This is a genomic window from Pseudomonas fluorescens, from assembly GCF_041354075.1.
GTDB lineage: Bacteria > Pseudomonadota > Gammaproteobacteria > Pseudomonadales > Pseudomonadaceae > Aquipseudomonas > Aquipseudomonas fluorescens_CE.
On sequence record NZ_JARZGC010000011.1, the window covers coordinates 45001 to 63774 of the forward strand.

Annotated in this window: 16 protein-coding genes; 4 read left to right on the plus strand and 12 right to left on the minus strand. The window is 63.5% G+C overall.

Annotated features, from left to right (window positions below; translation table 11 throughout):
* Positions 1–232: 232 nt before the first annotated feature.
* On the minus strand, positions 233–1297 hold the full coding sequence (locus QIW53_RS16155) for a haloacid dehalogenase-like hydrolase (RefSeq protein WP_371050587.1): 1065 nt from the start codon (positions 1295–1297) through the stop codon (positions 233–235).
* A gap of 239 nt (positions 1298–1536) precedes the next feature.
* On the opposite strand from QIW53_RS16155, the gene QIW53_RS16160 reads away from it, so the two are divergent.
* Positions 1537–2928 carry an L-cystine transporter gene (locus QIW53_RS16160; protein ID WP_371050588.1) on the plus strand — a complete coding sequence of 464 codons (1392 nt, stop codon included), beginning with the start codon at positions 1537–1539 and terminating at the stop codon, positions 2926–2928.
* A 119-nt stretch (positions 2929–3047) separates the two neighbouring features.
* Here QIW53_RS16160 and QIW53_RS16165 read toward each other — a convergent pair whose 3' ends face one another.
* Positions 3048–3560, minus strand: a complete 513-nt coding sequence (locus QIW53_RS16165) for a dihydrofolate reductase (RefSeq protein WP_371050589.1) — start codon at positions 3558–3560, stop codon at positions 3048–3050.
* 85 nt (positions 3561–3645) lie between these two features.
* Between QIW53_RS16165 and QIW53_RS16170 the strand changes: the two genes are divergently transcribed.
* Both QIW53_RS16170 and QIW53_RS16175 read left to right on the plus strand, forming a co-directional pair.
* Positions 3646–5016: a DUF2868 domain-containing protein gene (locus QIW53_RS16170; RefSeq protein WP_371050590.1), complete on the plus strand. Its 1371-nt coding sequence runs from the start codon at positions 3646–3648 to the stop codon at positions 5014–5016.
* Positions 5009–6385 (plus strand): GTPase/DUF3482 domain-containing protein, encoded by a 1377-nt coding sequence (locus QIW53_RS16175; RefSeq protein ID WP_371050591.1) that lies wholly within the window; start codon positions 5009–5011, stop codon positions 6383–6385. Before QIW53_RS16170 ends, QIW53_RS16175 begins: the two co-directional genes overlap by 8 nt.
* Positions 6386–6434: 49 nt before the next feature.
* On the opposite strand, the gene QIW53_RS16180 is transcribed toward QIW53_RS16175, so the two are convergent.
* From QIW53_RS16180 to QIW53_RS16210, 7 genes are all read right to left on the minus strand, one after another.
* A complete protein-coding gene (locus QIW53_RS16180) occupies positions 6435–6995 on the minus strand; it encodes a phosphonate degradation HD-domain oxygenase (protein ID WP_371050593.1) in 561 nt (186 codons plus the stop codon).
* Complete coding sequence (locus QIW53_RS16185) at positions 6995–8128, minus strand: TIGR03364 family FAD-dependent oxidoreductase (RefSeq protein WP_371050594.1); 1134 nt, start codon at positions 8126–8128, stop codon at positions 6995–6997. The genes QIW53_RS16180 and QIW53_RS16185 overlap by 1 nt, the downstream gene beginning before the upstream one ends.
* Positions 8129–8271: 143 nt before the next feature.
* Positions 8272–9297, minus strand: coding sequence for a putative 2-aminoethylphosphonate ABC transporter substrate-binding protein (locus tag QIW53_RS16190; protein WP_371050595.1), 1026 nt, complete (start codon positions 9295–9297; stop codon positions 8272–8274).
* Between the two features lie 45 nt (positions 9298–9342).
* Positions 9343–11067, minus strand: coding sequence for a putative 2-aminoethylphosphonate ABC transporter permease subunit (locus QIW53_RS16195; RefSeq protein WP_371050597.1), 1725 nt, complete (start codon positions 11065–11067; stop codon positions 9343–9345).
* Complete coding sequence (locus tag QIW53_RS16200; RefSeq protein WP_371050598.1) at positions 11067–12143, minus strand: putative 2-aminoethylphosphonate ABC transporter ATP-binding protein; 1077 nt, start codon at positions 12141–12143, stop codon at positions 11067–11069. Before QIW53_RS16200 ends, QIW53_RS16195 begins: the two co-directional genes overlap by 1 nt.
* A 125-nt stretch (positions 12144–12268) precedes the next feature.
* Positions 12269–13132: a LysR family transcriptional regulator gene (locus QIW53_RS16205; RefSeq protein WP_371050599.1), complete on the minus strand. Its 864-nt coding sequence runs from the start codon at positions 13130–13132 to the stop codon at positions 12269–12271.
* A gap of 16 nt (positions 13133–13148) precedes the next feature.
* Entirely contained in the window at positions 13149–15413 is a 2265-nt protein-coding gene (locus QIW53_RS16210; protein ID WP_371050600.1) for a heavy metal translocating P-type ATPase, read from the minus strand.
* A gap of 84 nt (positions 15414–15497) precedes the next feature.
* Here QIW53_RS16210 and cadR point away from each other — a divergent pair, with 84 nt between their 5' ends.
* Positions 15498–15947: a Cd(II)/Pb(II)-responsive transcriptional regulator gene (cadR, locus tag QIW53_RS16215; protein WP_371050601.1), complete on the plus strand. Its 450-nt coding sequence runs from the start codon at positions 15498–15500 to the stop codon at positions 15945–15947.
* A gap of 133 nt (positions 15948–16080) precedes the next feature.
* On the opposite strand, the gene QIW53_RS16220 is transcribed toward cadR, so the two are convergent.
* The 3 genes from QIW53_RS16220 to QIW53_RS16230 form a co-directional block, all read right to left on the minus strand.
* Positions 16081–17052: a thymidylate synthase gene (locus QIW53_RS16220; protein WP_371050602.1), complete on the minus strand. Its 972-nt coding sequence runs from the start codon at positions 17050–17052 to the stop codon at positions 16081–16083.
* Between the two features lie 48 nt (positions 17053–17100).
* Positions 17101–17913, minus strand: coding sequence for a prolipoprotein diacylglyceryl transferase (lgt, locus tag QIW53_RS16225; protein ID WP_371050603.1), 813 nt, complete (start codon positions 17911–17913; stop codon positions 17101–17103).
* A gap of 76 nt (positions 17914–17989) precedes the next feature.
* The gene (locus tag QIW53_RS16230) at positions 17990–18772 is read right to left on the minus strand and encodes a sulfite exporter TauE/SafE family protein (protein WP_371050604.1); all 783 of its coding nucleotides are present in this window, start codon (positions 18770–18772) and stop codon (positions 17990–17992) included.
* Positions 18773–18774 lie beyond the last annotated feature (2 nt).

Consider the following 18774-nt stretch of genomic DNA (forward strand, 5'->3'; position numbering starts at 1 on the left):
TTTGTTTAAATCATAACCACATGGCTATGCCCCCGGGGGTTTATGGGTCAGCCGCATAATTTAAAACCCCCCGCCTGGTGCGGGTATTTTTAATTTCGGCCGGTCACCCCCCCCTGTAGGAGCGAGCATGCTCGCGATGGAGGATCAGGCACCGCGGACTGTCAGGCAGCAAGCGTTATCGTTGACGACCATCGCGAGCATGCTCGCTCCTACAGGGGTCAGCGACGCGGGCTTACTGAATCTCCTCAGGCTTGACGATCACCCAGTTCTTGTCCGCCGTGACTGGCAACCCTTCCTTGGCCTGGGCCGCCGCATGCTTGGCCATCATGCCGTTGAGTTGGGTCATGTACTTGTCCTTGCGGTTGATCCACAGGTGGATGCCACCCTTGGCTACGTCCACATCGTGGAACAGCATGTAGCCGTCGCTGGTCGGGGTGTCGCCGCCGACCAGGACCGGTTTTTTCCACTCGTCGATGTAGGTCAGGATCGCTGCGTGCTTGCCGGCCATCCAGGTGGCCGGGGTCCACAGGTAAGGCGTCAGTTCGAGGCCGAGGTTGGCTTTCTCGTCGTACTTGCCGGCGGTGACCTGCTTGCGCGCGGTGGTCAGCTCACCGGTTTTGCGATCCTTGAGCAGCAGGCTCACGCCGATCACGTTCTGCGGTTTGACGTTGTAGCCGTACTTCGGATCCGAAGCCACCATCCGCACCAGCTCTTCGGAAGCGGCGGTCATCACGTAGACCTCGATGCCGTTCTCCATCAGCTTGTTGTACAGCTCTTGCTGGCCGGTGAAGATTTTCGGCGGGTTGACGTCGAGGTTCTTGACCACGTCGCCTTCGTAATAGGTGGCCGGCACCGGTTTGCCGGACGCCATCAACTCGTCGACATAGCCCTTGAGCTCCTTGAGCGTGAAGCCGGAAAACACCTGCGCGACCCATGGGTAGCAGACCATGTCGTCCACTTCGCAGAGGCGGTAGTAGTAACTGAACAGGCTTTCCTTGTGGTCGGCGGTGTCCTTGAACGGCATCAGTTTCAGGGAGGGGTCGAGTTTGTCGCGAGTGATCAGGCCCTTGTTTTCCATGAACGGCAGCAACGACTCTTCGAGGTCGTAGCGGTAACTGGTGTTGTCCATGTCGAACACCGCGTAGTTACCCTTGTTGGCGTTCGCGGCAATCATCGCGTCCAGCGCCTTGGCCTGATCGGCGGGCCAGTGTTTCAAATCCGTGGCGAAGGCCTGGCCGGCAAGGCCCAGGCTCAAACTCAATCCCACTGCGGCGAGAAATTTCGGTGCAAGTTTCATCGGCATGCTCCCCTGATTTAAAACACCGACGCTAACAAATCCATATGACAGCCCTCTTCTGTCAGCGACCGCACGCATCCCCTTCACGCCAGCTGCATTCCTGAAAACGACACCTGCATATTCCAAAAACGACAGTCCTAAGATTTTTTGGGTATTAATTCATTGAAAATCAAACTGTTAGGCTTGCGCGTTCGCAGCTGCCCCGGACGGTGGCTCGCACCCGTCACTTCGGAGTTTTTATGAATCTGCCGCTGATTCTCAATCTGCTGGTGTTCCTCGCCCTGCTCCTGGGCCTGGCACAAACTCGCCACACCACCTGGAGCCTGGCGAAAAAGGTCCTGCTCGCGCTGGTGCTCGGCGTGGCATTCGGTGTTGCCTTGCACACCGTTTATGGCGCCGGCAACCCGGTGCTGAAAGCCTCGATCGGCTGGTTCGACCTGGTGGGCAACGGCTACGTGCAGTTGCTGCAAATGATCGTGATCCCGCTGGTGTTTGCCTCGATCCTCAGCGCCGTGGCCCGCCTGCACAACGCCTCGTCGCTGGGCAAGATCAGCTTTCTGACCATCGGCACCCTGCTGTTCACCACCGCCATCGCGGCGTTGATCGGTATCGGCTTGACCAACCTGTTCGGCCTCACCGCCGAAGGGCTGGTGGCTGGCACTCAGGAAATGGCGCGCCTGCAAACCATCCAGACCGACTATGCCGGCAAGGTCGCGGACCTGAATGTGCCGCAACTGCTGCTGTCGTTCATCCCGCAGAATCCGTTCGCCGACCTGGCACGGGCCAAGCCGACCTCGATCATCAGCGTGGTGATCTTCGCGGCGTTCCTCGGGGTTGCCGCGTTGCAGTTGCTCAAGGATGACGTGGAAAAAGGCCAGAAAGTGCTCAACGCCATCGACACCTTGCAAGCCTGGGTGATGCGTCTGGTGCGTCTGGTGATGAAGCTGACCCCCTACGGCGTGCTGGCGCTGATGACCAAGGTCGTCGCGGGTTCCAACCTGCAGGACATCATCAAGCTCGGCAGTTTCGTGGTGGTGTCCTACCTCGGCCTGGGCCTGATGTTTGTAGTCCACGGCGTGCTGGTGTCGGCGGCCGGGATCAATCCGCTGCGTTTCTTCCGCAAAATCTGGCCCGTGCTGACGTTCGCCTTCACCAGCCGTTCGAGCGCCGCGACCATTCCGCTGAGCATCGAAGCGCAGACCAGTCGCCTGGGCATTCCGCAGTCCGTGGCGAGTTTCGCCGCCTCATTCGGTGCGACCATCGGCCAGAACGGTTGCGCCGGCCTGTACCCGGCAATGCTGGCGGTGATGGTGGCGCCGACCGTGGGCATCAACCCGCTGGATCCGTTGTGGATTGCGACCCTGGTGGCGATCGTGACCTTGAGTTCGGCTGGCGTGGCAGGCGTGGGCGGCGGCGCGACCTTCGCCGCGTTGATCGTGCTGCCGGCCATGGGCTTGCCGGTGTCCCTGGTGGCGTTGCTGATTTCGGTGGAGCCGCTGATCGACATGGGGCGCACGGCGTTGAACGTGAGCGGTTCGATCACGGCCGGGGCGATCACCAGCCAGGTGATGCAGCAGACGGACAAGGCGTTGCTGGATGCGGATGAGCACGCGGAGCTGGCGCACGCCTGAATCTTCAGCGCCTGATCTGGCCCCATCGCTGGCAAGCCAGCTCCCACAGGGATCTATGGTGTTCACGCAACAGGTGATTCACCCTGGGCACTGTGGGAGCTGGCTTGCCAGCGATGCTTTCAAGCCTTTTCCCAGACTTCGAAGGTGTACGCTGGTTTGTCGCCTTCCGCCGCATTCGGCACATTCGACACCAGCTTCCATTGGTTCAAGTCAAACTCCGGAAACCACGCGTCCCCGTCCGGGCTCAGCGCCACGCGGGTCAGGTACAGCCGATCCGCCTGCGCCAGCCCTTGCGCATACAACTGCGCCCCGCCGATCAGCATCAGCTCATCGACGCCCTGTTCTTTCGCCCATTGCTCGGCGCGAATCACCGCCGCTTCCAGCGATGGGTAAACCTCGGCACCGTCCAGCACCAGGTCCGCCTGACGGCTGACCACGATGTTCAAGCGCCCCGGCAGCGGACGACCGAGCGAATCCCAGGTCTTGCGGCCCATGATGATCGGCTTGCCCAGGGTGGTGGCCTTGAAATATTTGAAGTCCCCCGGCAGGTGCCAGGGCATGCTGTTGTCGACGCCGATCACGCGGTTTTCACCGAGGGCTGCGATCAGGCTGAGGGGGAGTGATTTAGTCATGCCGGCGAGGATACCAGAGCCTCCCGTACCCCGATAAGCGCCACAGCGGTTATGCTCACAGCTCAATTGAGCGACGGGATGGCGCGTGACAGAACTGAACAACCTCTGGCTGACGGAAACCATTCGCCTGCGCGAAGAACACGCAGGCCCCCTGGACGACCTGGAAGCCAATCGAGTGGCCCGCAGTGCCGGTGGCGACCTGTCGGCGCGGATTCAACGCCGCGCCTTGTGGCTGGCTGAACGCGACGGGTTGAGCGATGCACTGGGGCACTGGCTGCAAGGCGCCCGGCTGGCGCTGATCCTGCTGGCGGTGCTGGCCGTGGTCAGCGGCGCCGGCCTGGCCTTCGCCGCACTGGGTGACGGGCAGACGCCGGTGAATGTGTTCTGGGCCCTGGGCAGCCTGCTCGGCCTCAACCTGATCCTGCTGTTGAGCTGGGCGCTGGGCCTGGTGTTTGCCGGCGAGCACGGCGCGACACTGGGGCGCCTGTGGTTGTGGCTCAGCGAGAAACTCGCGCGCGATGCCAAGGCTGCGCAACTGGCCCCCGCCCTGCTGCTGTTGCTGCAACGGCGCAAGCTCAATCGCTGGGTACTCGGCGCACTGGTCAACGGTTTGTGGCTGCTGGCGATGCTCAGCGCCCTGATCCTCCTGCTGACACTGATGGCCACCCGGCGCTACGGGTTTGTCTGGGAAACCACCTTGCTCGGCTCCGATACGTTCGTCGCCATGACCCAGGCCCTCGGCGCCCTGCCGGCGCTGCTGGGTTTCAACGTGCCGACGGTGGAGATGATCCGCGCCAGTGGCGATGGCGCGCTGAACATCGAAAGCGCCCGTCAGGCGTGGGCCACCTGGCTGGTCGGGGTGCTGGTGGTCTACGGTGTCCTGCCCCGCCTGTTACTGGCGCTGTTGTGCGTCTGGCGCTGGAAGCGCGGGCGCGCCCAGCTGCAACTGGACCTGAACCTGCCCGGCTATGCGCAACTGCGCGAACGCCTGATGCCCACCAGCGAACGGCTGGGCATCAGTGACGCGGCACCCGAGCAGTTGCATCGCGTGCAAAGCACGGTCAGCGACCTGCAAAGCGATGGCGCGTTGCTGGTGGCGATCGAACTGGACGATCAGCGCCCCTGGCCACCGGCATTGCCAAAAAATGTGAGTGACGCGGGCGTCCTCGACAGCCGCGAATCGCGGCACAAACTTCTCGAACAGCTGAGTCGCTTCCCCCCGGCGCGCCTGGCCATCGCTTGCGACCCGCGCCGCTCACCCGATCGCGGTAGCCTGGCCCTGATCGCCGAACTGGCGCGCAACGCCAGTGCCACCCGCGTCTGGTTGCTGCAGGCTCCACCCGGCGAAGCGCTGGATGCCGAACGCCTCGGCGACTGGCATGTGGCGTTGCAACAGCTTGAATTGCCGTACGCCGATTGCGCACCGCTGAACTGGCTGGAGACCGGTCATGACTAGTCCGTGGAAAGCACCGTTGAAACTGGCCGTGGTCGGCCACACCAACGTCGGCAAGACCTCCCTGCTGCGCACGCTGACCCGGGATGTCGGTTTCGGCGAAGTGTCCCATCGCCCCAGCACCACGCGGCACGTCGAAGGCGCACGACTCTCGGTGGACGGCGAGCCCTTGCTGGACCTGTTCGACACACCCGGCCTGGAAGATGCCATCGCCCTGCTTGACTACCTCGAACGCCTGGAACGCCCCGGCGAACGCCTCGACGGTCCGGCGCGACTGGCGCGTTTTCTCGAAGGCAGCGAAGCCCGCCAGCGGTTCGAGCAGGAAGCCAAGGTCCTGCGGCAATTGCTGACCTGCGACGCCGGCCTCTACGTGATCGACGCCCGCGAGCCGGTGCTCGCCAAGTACCGTGACGAACTGCAGGTGCTGGCCAGTTGCGGCAAACCCTTGCTGCCGGTGTTGAATTTCGTCAGCAGCGCCAACCATCGCGAGCCGGATTGGCGCGAAGCACTGGCCCGCCTCGGCTTGCACGCGCTGGTGCGTTTCGACAGCGTGGCCCCGCCGGAAGATGGCGAACGCCGGCTCTACGAAAGCCTCGCCCTGCTGCTGGAAAACGCCCGTGAACCCCTGGAGCGGCTGATCGCTGATCAAGAGGCGCAGCGCTTGGCCCGACAGCACAGCGCGAAGCGATTGATTGCCGAATTGTTGATTGATTGCGCGGCCTGCCGACGCAGCGTGGCCAGCGACGCCGAGCAGGAACAGCAAGCCGTCGGCGAGCTGCGCAAAGCGGTTCGTCAACGCGAGCAACGCTGCGTCGAGGCGCTACTCAAGCTCTACGCCTTCCGCCCCCAGGACGCGGCGGCCAGTGACCTGCCCTTGCTCGACGGGCGCTGGGGCGACGACCTGTTCAACCCCGAAACCCTCAAGCAACTGGGGGTGCGGGTCGGCGGCGGCATCGCGGCCGGCGCGGCGGCCGGGGCCGGGGTCGACCTGCTGGTGGGCGGCATCACCCTGGGTGCCGCCGCCCTGGCCGGCGCCATTGCCGGGGGCGCCCTGCAAACCGCGCGCAGCTATGGCAGCCGGCTGCTGGGCAAGATCAAGGGGCAACGGGAATTGACGGTCGATGACAGCGTGCTGCGCCTGTTGGCGCTGCGTCAGCGCCAGTTGCTGCAAGCCTTGAATGCCCGTGGCCATGCGGCGCTGGACAGCATCCAGGTAGCCACCCCGCAGGACAAGACCTGGCGCGAAGGCAAGCTGCCCGAAGCCCTGAACAAGGCGCGGGCGCATCCACAGTGGTCGTCGCTCAATCCGCATCCCAGGTTGAGCCAGGCCGAGCGGCAGGAAATGGTTGAGGGGTTGGCACAGCAGCTTTAGTTCTCTGACACTTCCATCGCGAGCAGGCTCGCGATAGCCGCGACTCGGTTCAGGCCCTGGCCAAAACCTTCGCAGCCTTGCTTTTCAACACCCCAAGATCCATCACCGGCACCCCCAGTTCCTTGGCCAGCTCGTCCCACTGACGCATGCGCAAACTCACCGCGCACAAGGGGTCCTGCTCGAAAACATCGGCCTCGGCAGCGCTCATCACACCGCCCTGATAGTCCAGGGTGCGCCGACTGGCTTCGCTCAGGCGCTGGTAATAGCCCGGCTCCCTGAGTGTCAAGTAACGCTTGGCCTGTACGTGATATTCCACCAGCCGCGCCAAGCGCTCGCTGAAACCGGCGCGACGCAGGTAGTCGGCGCCCAGCCGTTCATGGCTGACCACGCCATACCCGCCCATGTTGTCCGCGTGCTCGGCACAGAGGTGCCCGATGTCGTGGAAGAAGGCCGCCAGCACCACTTCGTCATCGAAGCCTTCGGCCATGGCCAGTTCGGCGGCCTGGGACATGTGCTCGATCTGCGACACCGGCTCGCCGATGTAGTCGCTGTCGCCGAAGCGTTGGTACAGGGCGAAGACCTCATCGATCACCTGCGAATGACGGTCCATCAACATTCTCCCAGCACAGTCGCGACATTGTGTTCAGCCATGGCCGGCCCGACGCTCATGCCAACGCCCGTATGCATCAGCGCCACGCCAACGCCCGGGGCCGGACGCAGGAACGAGAAGGGCCCCGGGCCGCGTGCGCCATAGACACCCTGCCAACGCTCGACCACTTGCACCTTGCAGCGCAACGTCTGCTCGGCCAGTTCAATCATCCAGTCGTCCACCTGCTCGGCGTTGAAGGGCGAGGCATCGCGGCCGTAATGATGGGAATCGCCGATGATCAATTCGCCATAGGGCGTCGGGCTGATCAGCAGGTGGATGCCGTTGTCGTGCAGGTGCGGTTCGTCGCGAAGGATTTGCGCCTGCACCGCCGCCGCTTCCGGCAGATCGGCAAAGGCGCCGTAATGCACGCCGCTCAATCCGGTGAGCAGCGCGTGTTGCAGGTTGAGATTGACCTGCGGACGGGCGCGCAGCATTTGCAGGCGGCAGATTTGCGGATCGAGTTCAGCGATCGGCTCGGCCAGCAAGGTCTGATAATCATGCCCGGAGCAGACGATGATCTGCCTGGCGCTGAAGCTGCCCGCCGTACTGTGCAGGCGGCCCGGCTCGATGTCGCGCACCAGGGTGGAGAAGTGGAACTCAACGTTCAGTTCGCGGCGCAGGTAATCGATCAAGGCCGGGATCGCCTCGCGCGAATACAGTTGCTGATCGTCCAGGCCATGCAGCGCGGCACGGTGATGGCTGAACTGGCCGTCGTACAGATCACGCAGGGCTGAACCGCGCAGCAGATCGACGCGGTAGCCGTGTTCCACCGCTCGACCAGAGCAGAAACTCTCGAGCAACTGTTCTTCCGCCTCGGTGCGGGCGAACAGAAAGGAGCCGTTGCGTTTGAGCTGCAGGCCGGCGAGCTGCGCCCACTGGCCCCAGATCTCTCGACTGGCTCGGGCCAGCTCGAGCATCGGCCCCGGCGGCTGGCCGGTGACCAGGGCCTGGCCGAAGTTGCGCACCGAAGCGCCGAGCGGCGTATCGCTACGTTCGAAAACGCTGACCTTCAAGCCGCGTTTGGCGGCCGCGTAGGCGTGGGACAAACCAAGAATGCCGGCGCCGACGATCAGCATGTCGTTGTGTTGGGTCATCTGAAAAGGTCCTGAATTCAAGGCCGCCATCGCTGGCAAGCCAGCTCCCACAGAGAACGGTGCTGTTCACACAATCTGTGATTCACCTTGCCCATTGTGGGAGCTGGCTTGCCAGCGATGGCGCCCTGTCAGCCGATGGTGATCTACTTGGCCGCCACTTTCTCGGACTTGCCGTCATAACGCTTGCGCCATTCGGCCAGGATCTCGTCGCGATGCTTCGAGGCCCAGGCGAAGTCGTTCTTGATCAGGCGCTGCTCGTAGTCGGCTGGCAGTTCGGTCTGCGGCTTGGCGATACCGGGTTGGGCGAGCACGGCGAAGTTCTCTTTATAAAGCTCCATCGCCGCCGGGCTGGCGGAGAAGTCGGCGAGTTTCTTCGCCGCTTCTTCATGTGGCGTGCCCTTGATCACAGCGGTGGCTTCGATCTCCCAGCCCAGGCCTTCCTTCGGCAGGATGATGTCCAGCGGTGCGCCCTGGCGCTTCAACTGGACGGCTGGGTATTCAAAGGAAATGCCGATCGGGAATTCACCCGCCGCCGCCAGCTTGCACGGCTTGGAACCGGAGTGAACGTACTGGCCGATGTTCTGGTGCAGATCGTCCATGTACTGCCAGCCCTGCTTCTCGCCAAAGGTCTGCAACCAGGCGCTGACATCAAGAAAACCGGTGCCGGACGAGGCCGGGTTCGGCATGACGATCTTGCCTTTGTACTCAGGCTTGGTCAGGTCCTGCCAGCTCACCGGTTTGCTCAGGCCCTGCTTTTCGGCTTCGACCGTGTTGAAGCAAATGGTCGCGGCCCAGACGTCCATGCCCACCCACGCAGGCGGGTTGGCGGCATCGCGGTAGTTGCCGCCGATTTTGCCCAGGTCCTTTGGCGCGTAGCTTTGCAGCATGCCCTGCTGGTCGAGGATCGCCAGGCTGGACGCCGCCAGGCCCCACACCGCGTCGGCCTGCGGGCGGGCTTTTTCCGCCAGCAGCTTGGCAGTGATGATGCCGGTGGAGTCGCGCACCCACTTGATCTCGACGTCCGGGTTGGCCTTCTCGAAAGCTTGCTTGTAGGTCTTCAGTTGTTCCGCTTCGAGTGCGGTGTAGACCGTCAGCTCGGTGGTCGCCGCGAAGGCGTTCAGGCTGAAAGCGGAGAGGACAGCAGCGGCCAGGGCCATTGGCTTGAACATGATCTTTTTCCTGTGTTGGGTAGTGGGGGACAAGGGCAAGGCTGATCAATGACCGGGCACGGTCTGCCGCCACGCCTGGGAGCGACGCAGCAACCCGCGCGACGCCCAGGCCAGCAGCAGGGACACGCCCGCCGAGGTGAACAGAATCAGGGTCGACATCGCCGCCGCACCGCCGACGTTGCCGGCGTCATCCATGTTCAACACCGCCACCGCCGCGAGGATGGTGTCGGGGCTGTAGAGGAAGATCGCCGCCGAGACGGTGGTCATGGCCGAGACGAACAGATAGCGCACGATGTCCAGCAGCGCCGGCAGGCAGATCGGTACGGTGACCCGCAGGTAGTGCCGATACAGCGGCGCTTTGAGCGACAGCGCAGCGGCTTCGAACTCGGCGTCGAGCTGGCGCAGCGCGGTGGTCGCGGTCATTTGCGCGGTGGTCAGATAGTGAGCGATGGTGCAGACCACCAGCAGAGCCATGGTCCCGTAGAGCACGTGCAGCGGGTTGCCGGTGAGGTTGAAGAAGAAAACATAACCCAGGCCCAGCACCAGTCCCGGCACCGCCATCGGCACGAAGCTGAGCAGGCGCAAGGTCAGGTTGAGACCACGCTGGCCTCGGGTCTTTTCCATCAGGTAGGCGCCGGTGAAGATCAGCACGCTGCCGATCAACGCCGAATACAGGGCCATCTTCACGCTGTTGCCGTAGGCCAGCCAGCCACCGCCCGCCGTGTCGTTGAACTGGTAATGGTTGAGCGACAGCGACAGGTTGTACGGCCAGAATTTCACCAGCGAGGAGAACACCGCCATGCCGAACACCAGCAGCAACGCCGCGCAGATCAGCAACACGATGGCCAGGTAGCACCCATCGCGGCGCCGGGACGGTAGCGGTTGGAACACCTGCGCCCGACCGCTCATGGCATCGCCTTGACGCCGGCGCAGCCAGGCATCGACGGCAAAACTGAAGAGCGCCGGCAGCAGCAGGACCATGCCGATCAGGGCTCCGCGCCCGAACTGTTGCTGGCCGACCACGGCCTTGTACGCTTCCAGCGCCAGCACCTGATAGTCACCACCGACCACCACCGGCACGCCGAAATCGGTGATGGTCAGGGTGAACACCAGGCAGAACGCGGCGAACACCGCCTGACGCGTGGCCGGCCAGGTGATGCTGCGGAAGGCTTTTGCGGGGCTTGCGCCCATGCTTGAGGCGGCATCGAACAGACGCGCATCCGCCAGGGACAGCGCCGACAGCAAGATCATCAAGGCGTGGGGGAAGGTGTAGATGACCTCGCCCAGCACGATGCCCCAGATACCGTAGATGTTGTCCGAGAGCAAACCGCGCAGCAGGCCCTGGTTGCCGAACAGATAGACCAGGGCGATACCCGGCAGCATCGACGGCGCCATCAATGGCAGCAGCGAGATGCCGCGCCACAGGCCCTTGCCCGGGATCAGCGTGCGTTGCAGGGCATAGGCGAACAGGTACGCCAGCGGTACAACGATGGCCGCGACACTGAGGGAGACTTTCAGGCTGTTGCCCAGCAACCATTGGAAGTTGGCACTGGTCAGCAACTCCCGGGCCGCCACCAGACCGCCGCCCTGCCCGGCCTCTGCACTGAAACCGCGCCAGAAGATCGCCAGCAGCGGCATCAACACCGCCAGGGTGAGCAACAGCAGCAACAGGACCTTGCCGCCGACCACGAACAGCCGGTCGCCGATCTCGGCACGGGAGGCCTGCCGGACCTGCTTGTGCGGTATCGGCAGCGCGACGTTGGCGCTCATCAGGCAAACACCTGCAGGCTGCGCGGCGGCAAGGCGACCAGGATCTGCTGCGCGCCGAGGCGCGGCATGTCTTGCGGCGCGAGTTCCGCCAACAGCGTATGGCCCGGCAGTTGTTCGATTTCGAAGCTCATGCGGCAGCGGTTGCCGAGGAAGGTGATTTCACGAACCCGGGCCGGGAACAGGTTGTCCTCGTGCACCACCGGGTTGATGCTGACCGCCTCGGGGCGACAGAACAGGCGGCCCGACGCGGTTTTGGCGCTGCCATCCACCAGCCGCATGTTCAGCTCGCCGACCCGGGCGTGACTCTCGCTGCTGCGCTGGAAAGGCAGCCAGTTACCCTGGCCGACGAACTCCGCAACGAAGGGCGTGGCGGGGCGATCGTAGATTTCCTGCGGCGTGGCGTACTGCTCGACCTTGCCGTTGTTCATCACGGCAATGCGGTCGGCCATCAACATGGCTTCGTCCTGGTTGTGCGTGACCATCAGGGTGGTGATGCCCAGGCTGCGCTGCAACTGGCGCAGCTCGGTGCACAGGTGCTCTCGGACCCTGGCATCCAGCGCCGACATCGGCTCATCGAGCAGCAACAGTGAGGGTGACGGCGCGAGGGCCCGGGCCAGGGCGACGCGTTGCTGCTGGCCGCCGGACAGTTGGCCGGGGTACTTTTTCTCACTGCCGGTCAGGCCGACCAGTTCCAGCATCTGCGCGACACGCTGGCGCGTTTCATCGCGTCCACTGCCGGCAAGGCCGTAGGCAATGTTCGCTTCCACCGTGAGATTGGGGAACAGCGCGTAGGACTGAAACAGGATGCCGTAGTCGCGCGCCTGCGGCGGGAGGTCGGACACGTCTCGCCCACCGAGGAACAGTTCACCATCGTCCTGCTTCTCCAGACCGGCGATGCAACGCAGCAAGGTGGTCTTGCCGCAACCTGACGGGCCCAGCAGGCACACCAGTTCACCGGCCGCCACATCGAGGGAGACGTTATCCAGCGCGGTGAAGGCGCCAAAGCGTTTCTGCACGCCGCGCACCTTCATCGGCGTGCCGGGGGTGGTCAGGACAGTTGCGGTCGAGTGGTTCATGGACAGGCCTCATCAAGCAGATGAGAGCCATCCTAGAGTTGTAATGAGTCCGTCATGTGGCAACGAGGCAAAAACGGCTGATAGTGGTATTCGGGGATTTGGGTTGTCCCAGCGATGGGGCCCGCTCAGGCTGGAGACATCTCCTGCGCCACCCCGAGAAATGCCGCCGGCAACCGCGCCCCTTTGCGTTCCTTGAGGCAATACAGGTATTCGGGGATCTGCGGCGCATTCTCGATCGTCAGCACCCGCAATTGCGGATCGTGCGGCACTTCCTGCCGGGCAATGATGCTGATGCCGATGTTGCGCAGCACCGCCTCGCGAATCGATTCCCGGCTGCCGATCTCCAGCAGCGGCCCGAAATCCAGGCCTGCGCCGGCCAGCAGCTCTTCGGTCAGGCGCCTTGTGGTGGAACCCGATTCGCGCATCAGCAATGTGTGCCCGACCAGGGCGCCGAGCGGCACATGGTCGTGCACCGCCAGCGGATGGTTGCGATGCACCGCCAGCACCAGCGGGTCGCTGCCCAGCACCCGACGAATCAAGCGCGCGTCGTCGAGCAACTGCGAGGAGGCGGCGACGTCCACCCGGTAATCCTCCAGGGCTTCGAGGACCTGCTGGGAGTTGCCGATCTCCACCGAAACCTCGACCTGGGGCAAGCGTTCGCGAAAGGTCTTCACCAGGTCGAGGATGTAGTAAGGCGCCGTGGCCGCAATGCGCAAGGTGCCTTGGACCTGGCCGCTGTTGCGCAGGAAAAACTCGATGTCGGCCTCCTGCTGCAACAGCGCCTTCACCATCGGCAACAGCCGTGCGCCCTCATCGCTGACGCTGAGGCGGCGGCCGCCACGGTAGAACAGTTCCACGGCGTACTGGCTTTCCAGGTGGCGAATCTGGGTCGTCACCGTGGGTTGGCTCAGGCCGAGCTTTTTCGCCGCCTGGGTAATGCTGCCCAGGCGGGCCACCATGTAAAACGCCTTCAGCTCGGCACTCAGCACAGCCGCCCCTCATCCGTTACTTGCGCAGCAGGCGCAAACCGTTGAACACCACCAGCAGGCTCACGCCCATGTCGGCGAACACCGCCATCCACATGGTGGCGAACCCGAAGAAGGTTACCCCAAGAAAGATCGCCTTGATGACCAAAGCGAGGGCGATGTTCTGCTTGAGGATGCTCGAGGTTTGCCGGGACAGGCGAACAAAGGCTGGAATCTTGCGCAGATCATCGTCCATCAAGGCGACATCAGCGGTCTCGATGGCGGTATCGGTGCCCGCCGCCGCCATGGCGAAACCAATCTCGGCACGTGCCAGTGCCGGGGCATCGTTGATGCCGTCACCGACCATGCCCACATGCCGGCCCTGCGCATACAGCGCTTCGATGGCTTGCAGCTTGTCGGTGGGCAACAGGTCGCCCTTGGCCTCGTCGATGCCCACCTGCGCGGCAATCGCCTGAGCGGTGTGAACGTTGTCGCCGGTGAGCATCAGGGTCTTGATGCCCAGCTCGTGCAATTGGCGGATGGCCTCGCGACTGGAGTCCTTCACCGTATCGGCCACGGCGAACAGCGCCAGCGGGCCTGAGGCATCGAGCAGCAACACCACCGACTTGCCCTGTTTCTCCAGCGCAAACAGCTTCTCCTCCAATGCCGGTGAGCACAGGTTCAACTCTTCTACCAGGCGGTGGTTGCCCAGGTGGTAGACCTGACCGTCGATCTCGCCGCGTACGCCGCGACCGGCGAGAGCTTCGAAGTTATCCACAACAAGCGGGGCCGAGGATTTATCCACAGCGGCGTTGGCAATCGCCAATGACACCGGGTGGTCCGAACGCCCGGCCAGCGCGGCGGCAATCGCAGGCGCGGTCGCGTCAGCCTTGGGGTCGAGCGCCAGGTAATCGGTCTGCACCGGTTTGCCGTGGGTGATGGTGCCAGTCTTGTCCAGCGCCAGGTAATCGAGCTTGTAACCGCCCTCCAAGTAGACGCCGCCTTTGATCAGAATGCCTTTGCGCGCCGCCGCCGCAAGGCCGCTGACAATGGTCACCGGGGTGGAAATCACCAGCGCACAAGGGCAGGCGACCACCAGCAACACGAGCGCCCGGTAGATCCAGTCGAACCACGCGGCGCCCATGAACAGCGGCGGAATCACCGCGACGGCCAGGGCGAAGACGAACACCGCCGGGGTGTAGATTTTCGAGAATTGATCGACGAAACGTTGAGTCGGAGCCCGCGCGCCCTGCGCCTGTTCCACCGCATGGATGATCCGCGCCAGGGTCGACTGGTTGGCCGCTGCGGTCACTGAATACTCCAGCGAGCCGGCCTGGTTGATGGTGCCGGCGAACACCTTGTCGCCCACGGTTTTCTCCACCGGCAGGCTCTCACCGGTGATCGGCGCCTGATCGATGGTGGAACTGCCGGAAAGCACTTCACCGTCCAGGCCGATGCGCTCGCCGGGCCGCACCCGCACCCGCGCGCCCAGGGCGATGGTCTTGACGTCCTGCTCCAGCCAACTGCCGTCGGCCTGTAACACCGTGGCCTGTTCCGGGGTCATCTGCATCAGGCCACTGATGGCATTGCGCGCGCGGTCCAGGGATTTGGCTTCGATCAACTCGGCGACGGTGAACAGGAACATCACCATCGCCGCTTCCGGCCACTGGCCGATCAGGATCGCGCCGGTCACGGCGATGCTCATCAGCGCGTTGATGTTCAGGTTGAGGTTTTTCAGGGCGATCCAGCCCTTCTTGTAGGTGCCGAGACCGCCGCTGAAAATGGAGATCAACGCGATGACCGCCACCACCACATCCGGCGCCGCACTGGTGAAGTGCACCACTTCGGCGGCGAGCGCGGTCACGCCCGACAGCGCCAAGGGCCACCAGGGCTTTTTCTCGGGCGCTGGCGCTGGCGCTTCAACGCCCGCCTCCAGCGGCTCGGCCTGCATGCCCAGGGACTTGATCGCCTCGATGATGGGCGCGGTGCCTGGCAGGTCATGGGTGACACCGAGCACGCGGTTGATCAGGTTGAATTCCAGCTGCTGCACGCCCGCCAGCTTGCCCAGCTTGTTCTGGATCAGCGTCTGCTCGGTCGGGCAGTCCATGGCTTCGATGCGAAAACTGCTCAGCCGCGCATTGGCGCTGGGGGCTTCGGTCAGTTGGACCAGCGCCGGCGCGGTATTGGACGAACAGCAGCTGTCGCCATGATGTTCATGCACAGGCTTGGCAAGGGTCGTGAGTTTGCTGCAGCAGCCAGTGCCGGTGTCGGGGGAATGAGAGTGAGAGTGCCGGGAATCGCTCATTGGTCGCGTCCATGAAAGTGCCTGTTGCCAAGTAAAGACCCTGTAGCCACTATAGGGTCAAGCACCCATTTGGAGAGCACTGTCATGAAGATCGGCGAACTGGCGAAACAGACCGACTGCGCCGTGGAGACCATCCGCTACTACGAGCGCGAGAACCTGCTGCCGGAACCGGCCCGCAGTGACGGCAACTACCGTGTCTACACCCAGGCCCACGCCGAACGCCTGACCTTCATCCGCAACTGCCGCACCCTAGACATGACGCTCGAGGAAATCCGCAGCCTGCTGGCCCTGCGTGACAGCCCGCAGGATCAATGCGAAAGCGTGAATGCGCTGGTGGATGCACACATCCAGCACGTCAAGGCACGGATCGACGGATTACAGGCGCTACAGGCGCAACTGATCGACCTGCGCCAACGCTGCGGCGAAGGACCGGACATCGATCAATGCGGGATCTTGCAGCGGCTGGAAGTGAGTGGCGGGGTGGTGGCGACGGAGGTCGAGCATTCGCATGTGGGCCGCAGCCATGGTCACTAAAACCACACAAGGCCTCCTGTAGGAGCGAGCATGCTCGCGATGGAGGACGGGACACCGCGGGGCATCAGGATGCCAGCGTTATCGTTGACGACCATCGCGAGCATGCTCGCTCCTACAGGGGATCGTGTCTGATCTACACCGCCATCGGCGCCGTCATCGGCGCATGGTGCTGATAACCTTCCAGCGAGAAATCACCTGGCTCCACCAGCTCCAGCCACTCCGGCTGGTACACACCGGTCTTGGCAAACTCCGGCACACGGTCGCTGATCACCAGTTTGGGCATCGGGAACGGCTCGCGCGTGAGCTGTTCGTTGAGCATGTCAAGGTGGTTTTCGTAGACGTGCGCGTCGCCGATGAAATAGGTGAACCAGCGCGGCGTGTAGCCGGTCAGGCGCCCGATCAGGCTCAGCAGTGCCGCGCCCTCGGTGAGGTTGAACGGCGTGCCCAGGCCCAGGTCGTTGGAGCGGATGTAGAGGGTCAGGGAAATCTCTCTGGTCTCGACATTCGGGTGGAACTGATACAGCAGATGGCACGGCGGCAAGGCCATTTCATCGAGTTGCGCAACGTTCCAACCGTGGAACAGGATGCGGCGGCTGCCCGGGTCCTTGATGATGGTGTCGACGCACTGGCGGACCTGATCGATCGCCTTGTACAGCACCACGTAGGCCTGGCCGTCTTCTTCGCCTTCGGCGATCTGGCGATAGCCCTGGCTCAAGGTCTGCTCGATGGCGGCCTGGTTACTGAGCGGGATCTGCTTGTACGCCGGCCATTTGCGCCATTGCACGCCATAGATCTCGCCGAGGTCGTCTTCGCCCTGGCGGAACGGGTTGGCCAGCCACTGGGCGTTTTCGTTGGCGTTCTGATCCCAGACCTTGCAACCCAGCGCGCGGAATTCGGCGGCGTTGTTCACCCCACGCAGGAAGCCGCACATTTCGCCAATGGCCGACTTGAAGGCCATCTTGCGGGTCGTGATCGCCGGGAAACCTTCCTGCAGGTCATAACGCAGCATCGCGCCGGGGAAGCTGATGGTGTTCACGCCAGTGCGGTTGGCTTGCTTGGTGCCGTTCTTGATGACGTGGGCGACCAGTTCGAGATATTGCTTCATGAGTTACCTGTGTCCTTGAACCCGGGGCCGCAGCCCCGGGGTTCGAATTTATGCAGCAGCCGCTGGCGGCGCCGGTGCGCGATTGTAGGCCAGCCAGATCAGGAACAGGCCGCCGATGATCATCGGCACGCACAGCACCTGACCCATGGTCAGCCAGTTCCAGGCCAGGTAGCCCAGTTGCGCATCCGGTACGCGGACGAATTCGACGATGAACCGGAAGATCCCGTAGAACAGCGCGAACATCCCCGACACCGCCATGGTGGGCCGCGGCTTGCGCGAGTACAGCCACAGGATCAGGAACAGCGCGACGCCTTCCAGGGCGAACTGGTACAGCTGCGACGGGTGACGCGGCAGTTGTGCCGGATCGCTGAACGGCGGGAACACCATGGCCCACGGCACGTCGGTGGCCTTGCCCCACAATTCGGCGTTGATGAAATTGCCGATACGCCCTGCACCGAGGCCGATCGGCACCATCGGCGCCACGAAGTCCATCAGTTGGAAGAATGACTTGTTGTGCTTCTTGCCGAACCACAGCGCTGCCAGCATCACGCCGATGAAGCCGCCGTGGAACGACATGCCGCCCTTCCACACCTCGAAAATCAGCAGCGGGTTGGCGATGTAGGCACTCAGATCGTAGAACAGCACATAACCCAGGCGCCCGCCGACGATGACGCCCATCGACATCCAGAACACCATGTCGGAGAGTTTCTCCTTGGTCCAGGTCGGGTCGAAGCGGTTGAGCCGGCGCGACGCCAGCAGCCACGCACCGCCGATGCCGATCAGGTACATCAGGCCGTACCAGTGGATTTTCAGCGGACCGATGGCCAAAGCCACCGGGTCGATCTGCGGGTAAGGCAGCATTGCGACTCCTCATGAGTTCAAATCAGTTCCCGGGCGACGCTGTCACCTCAGGATTAAGCCAGGATTGCGCCGCCCCTCAAAGAAGGAACGTCAGCCCGACGCAGAACAGCAAAGCGGCAAACAGCCTTTTCAGCAACTTCGGCGACAGCTTGTGCGCCAGCCGCGCGCCGAGGCGGGCGAACACCATGCTGGTCAAGGCGATGCCCAACAGCGCCGGCAAATAGATGAAACCGAAACTATGGGCCGGCAACAACGGATCATGCCAGCCCAGAATCATGAAACTTAATGCACTGGCCACGGCAATCGGCAAACCGCAGGCCGACGACGTGGCCACGGCCTGCTGCATCGGCACGCTGCGCCAGGTCAGGAACGGCACGGTCAGCGAACCGCCGCCAATCCCGAAGATCGCCGACGCCCAGCCAATCACACTGCCGGCCACGGTCAGACCGACTTTGCCCGGCACCGTTCGACTGGCCTTGGGTTTGAGGTCCAGCGCCAGTTGCGCGGCAATGACCAGGGCGAACACGCCGATGACCTTCTGCAGGTTCGGCCCGGAGATCGCTTCGGCGGTGAGGGCGCCGAAACCGGCACCGAGCAGGATACCGACCGTCATCCAGGCAAAGATCGGCCAGCGCACCGCGCCCCGGCGGTGGTGCTCGCGCACGGCATTGACCGAGGTGAAAATGATGGTCGCCAGCGACGTCCCCACGGCGAGGTGGGTGAGGATCGACGGATCGAAGCCCTGCGCCTTGAAACTGAACACCAGCACCGGGACGATGATGATCCCACCGCCCACGCCAAACAGGCCGGCCAGCACGCCTGCGCAGGCGCCAAGCGCCAGATAGAGCACAAACTCCATGG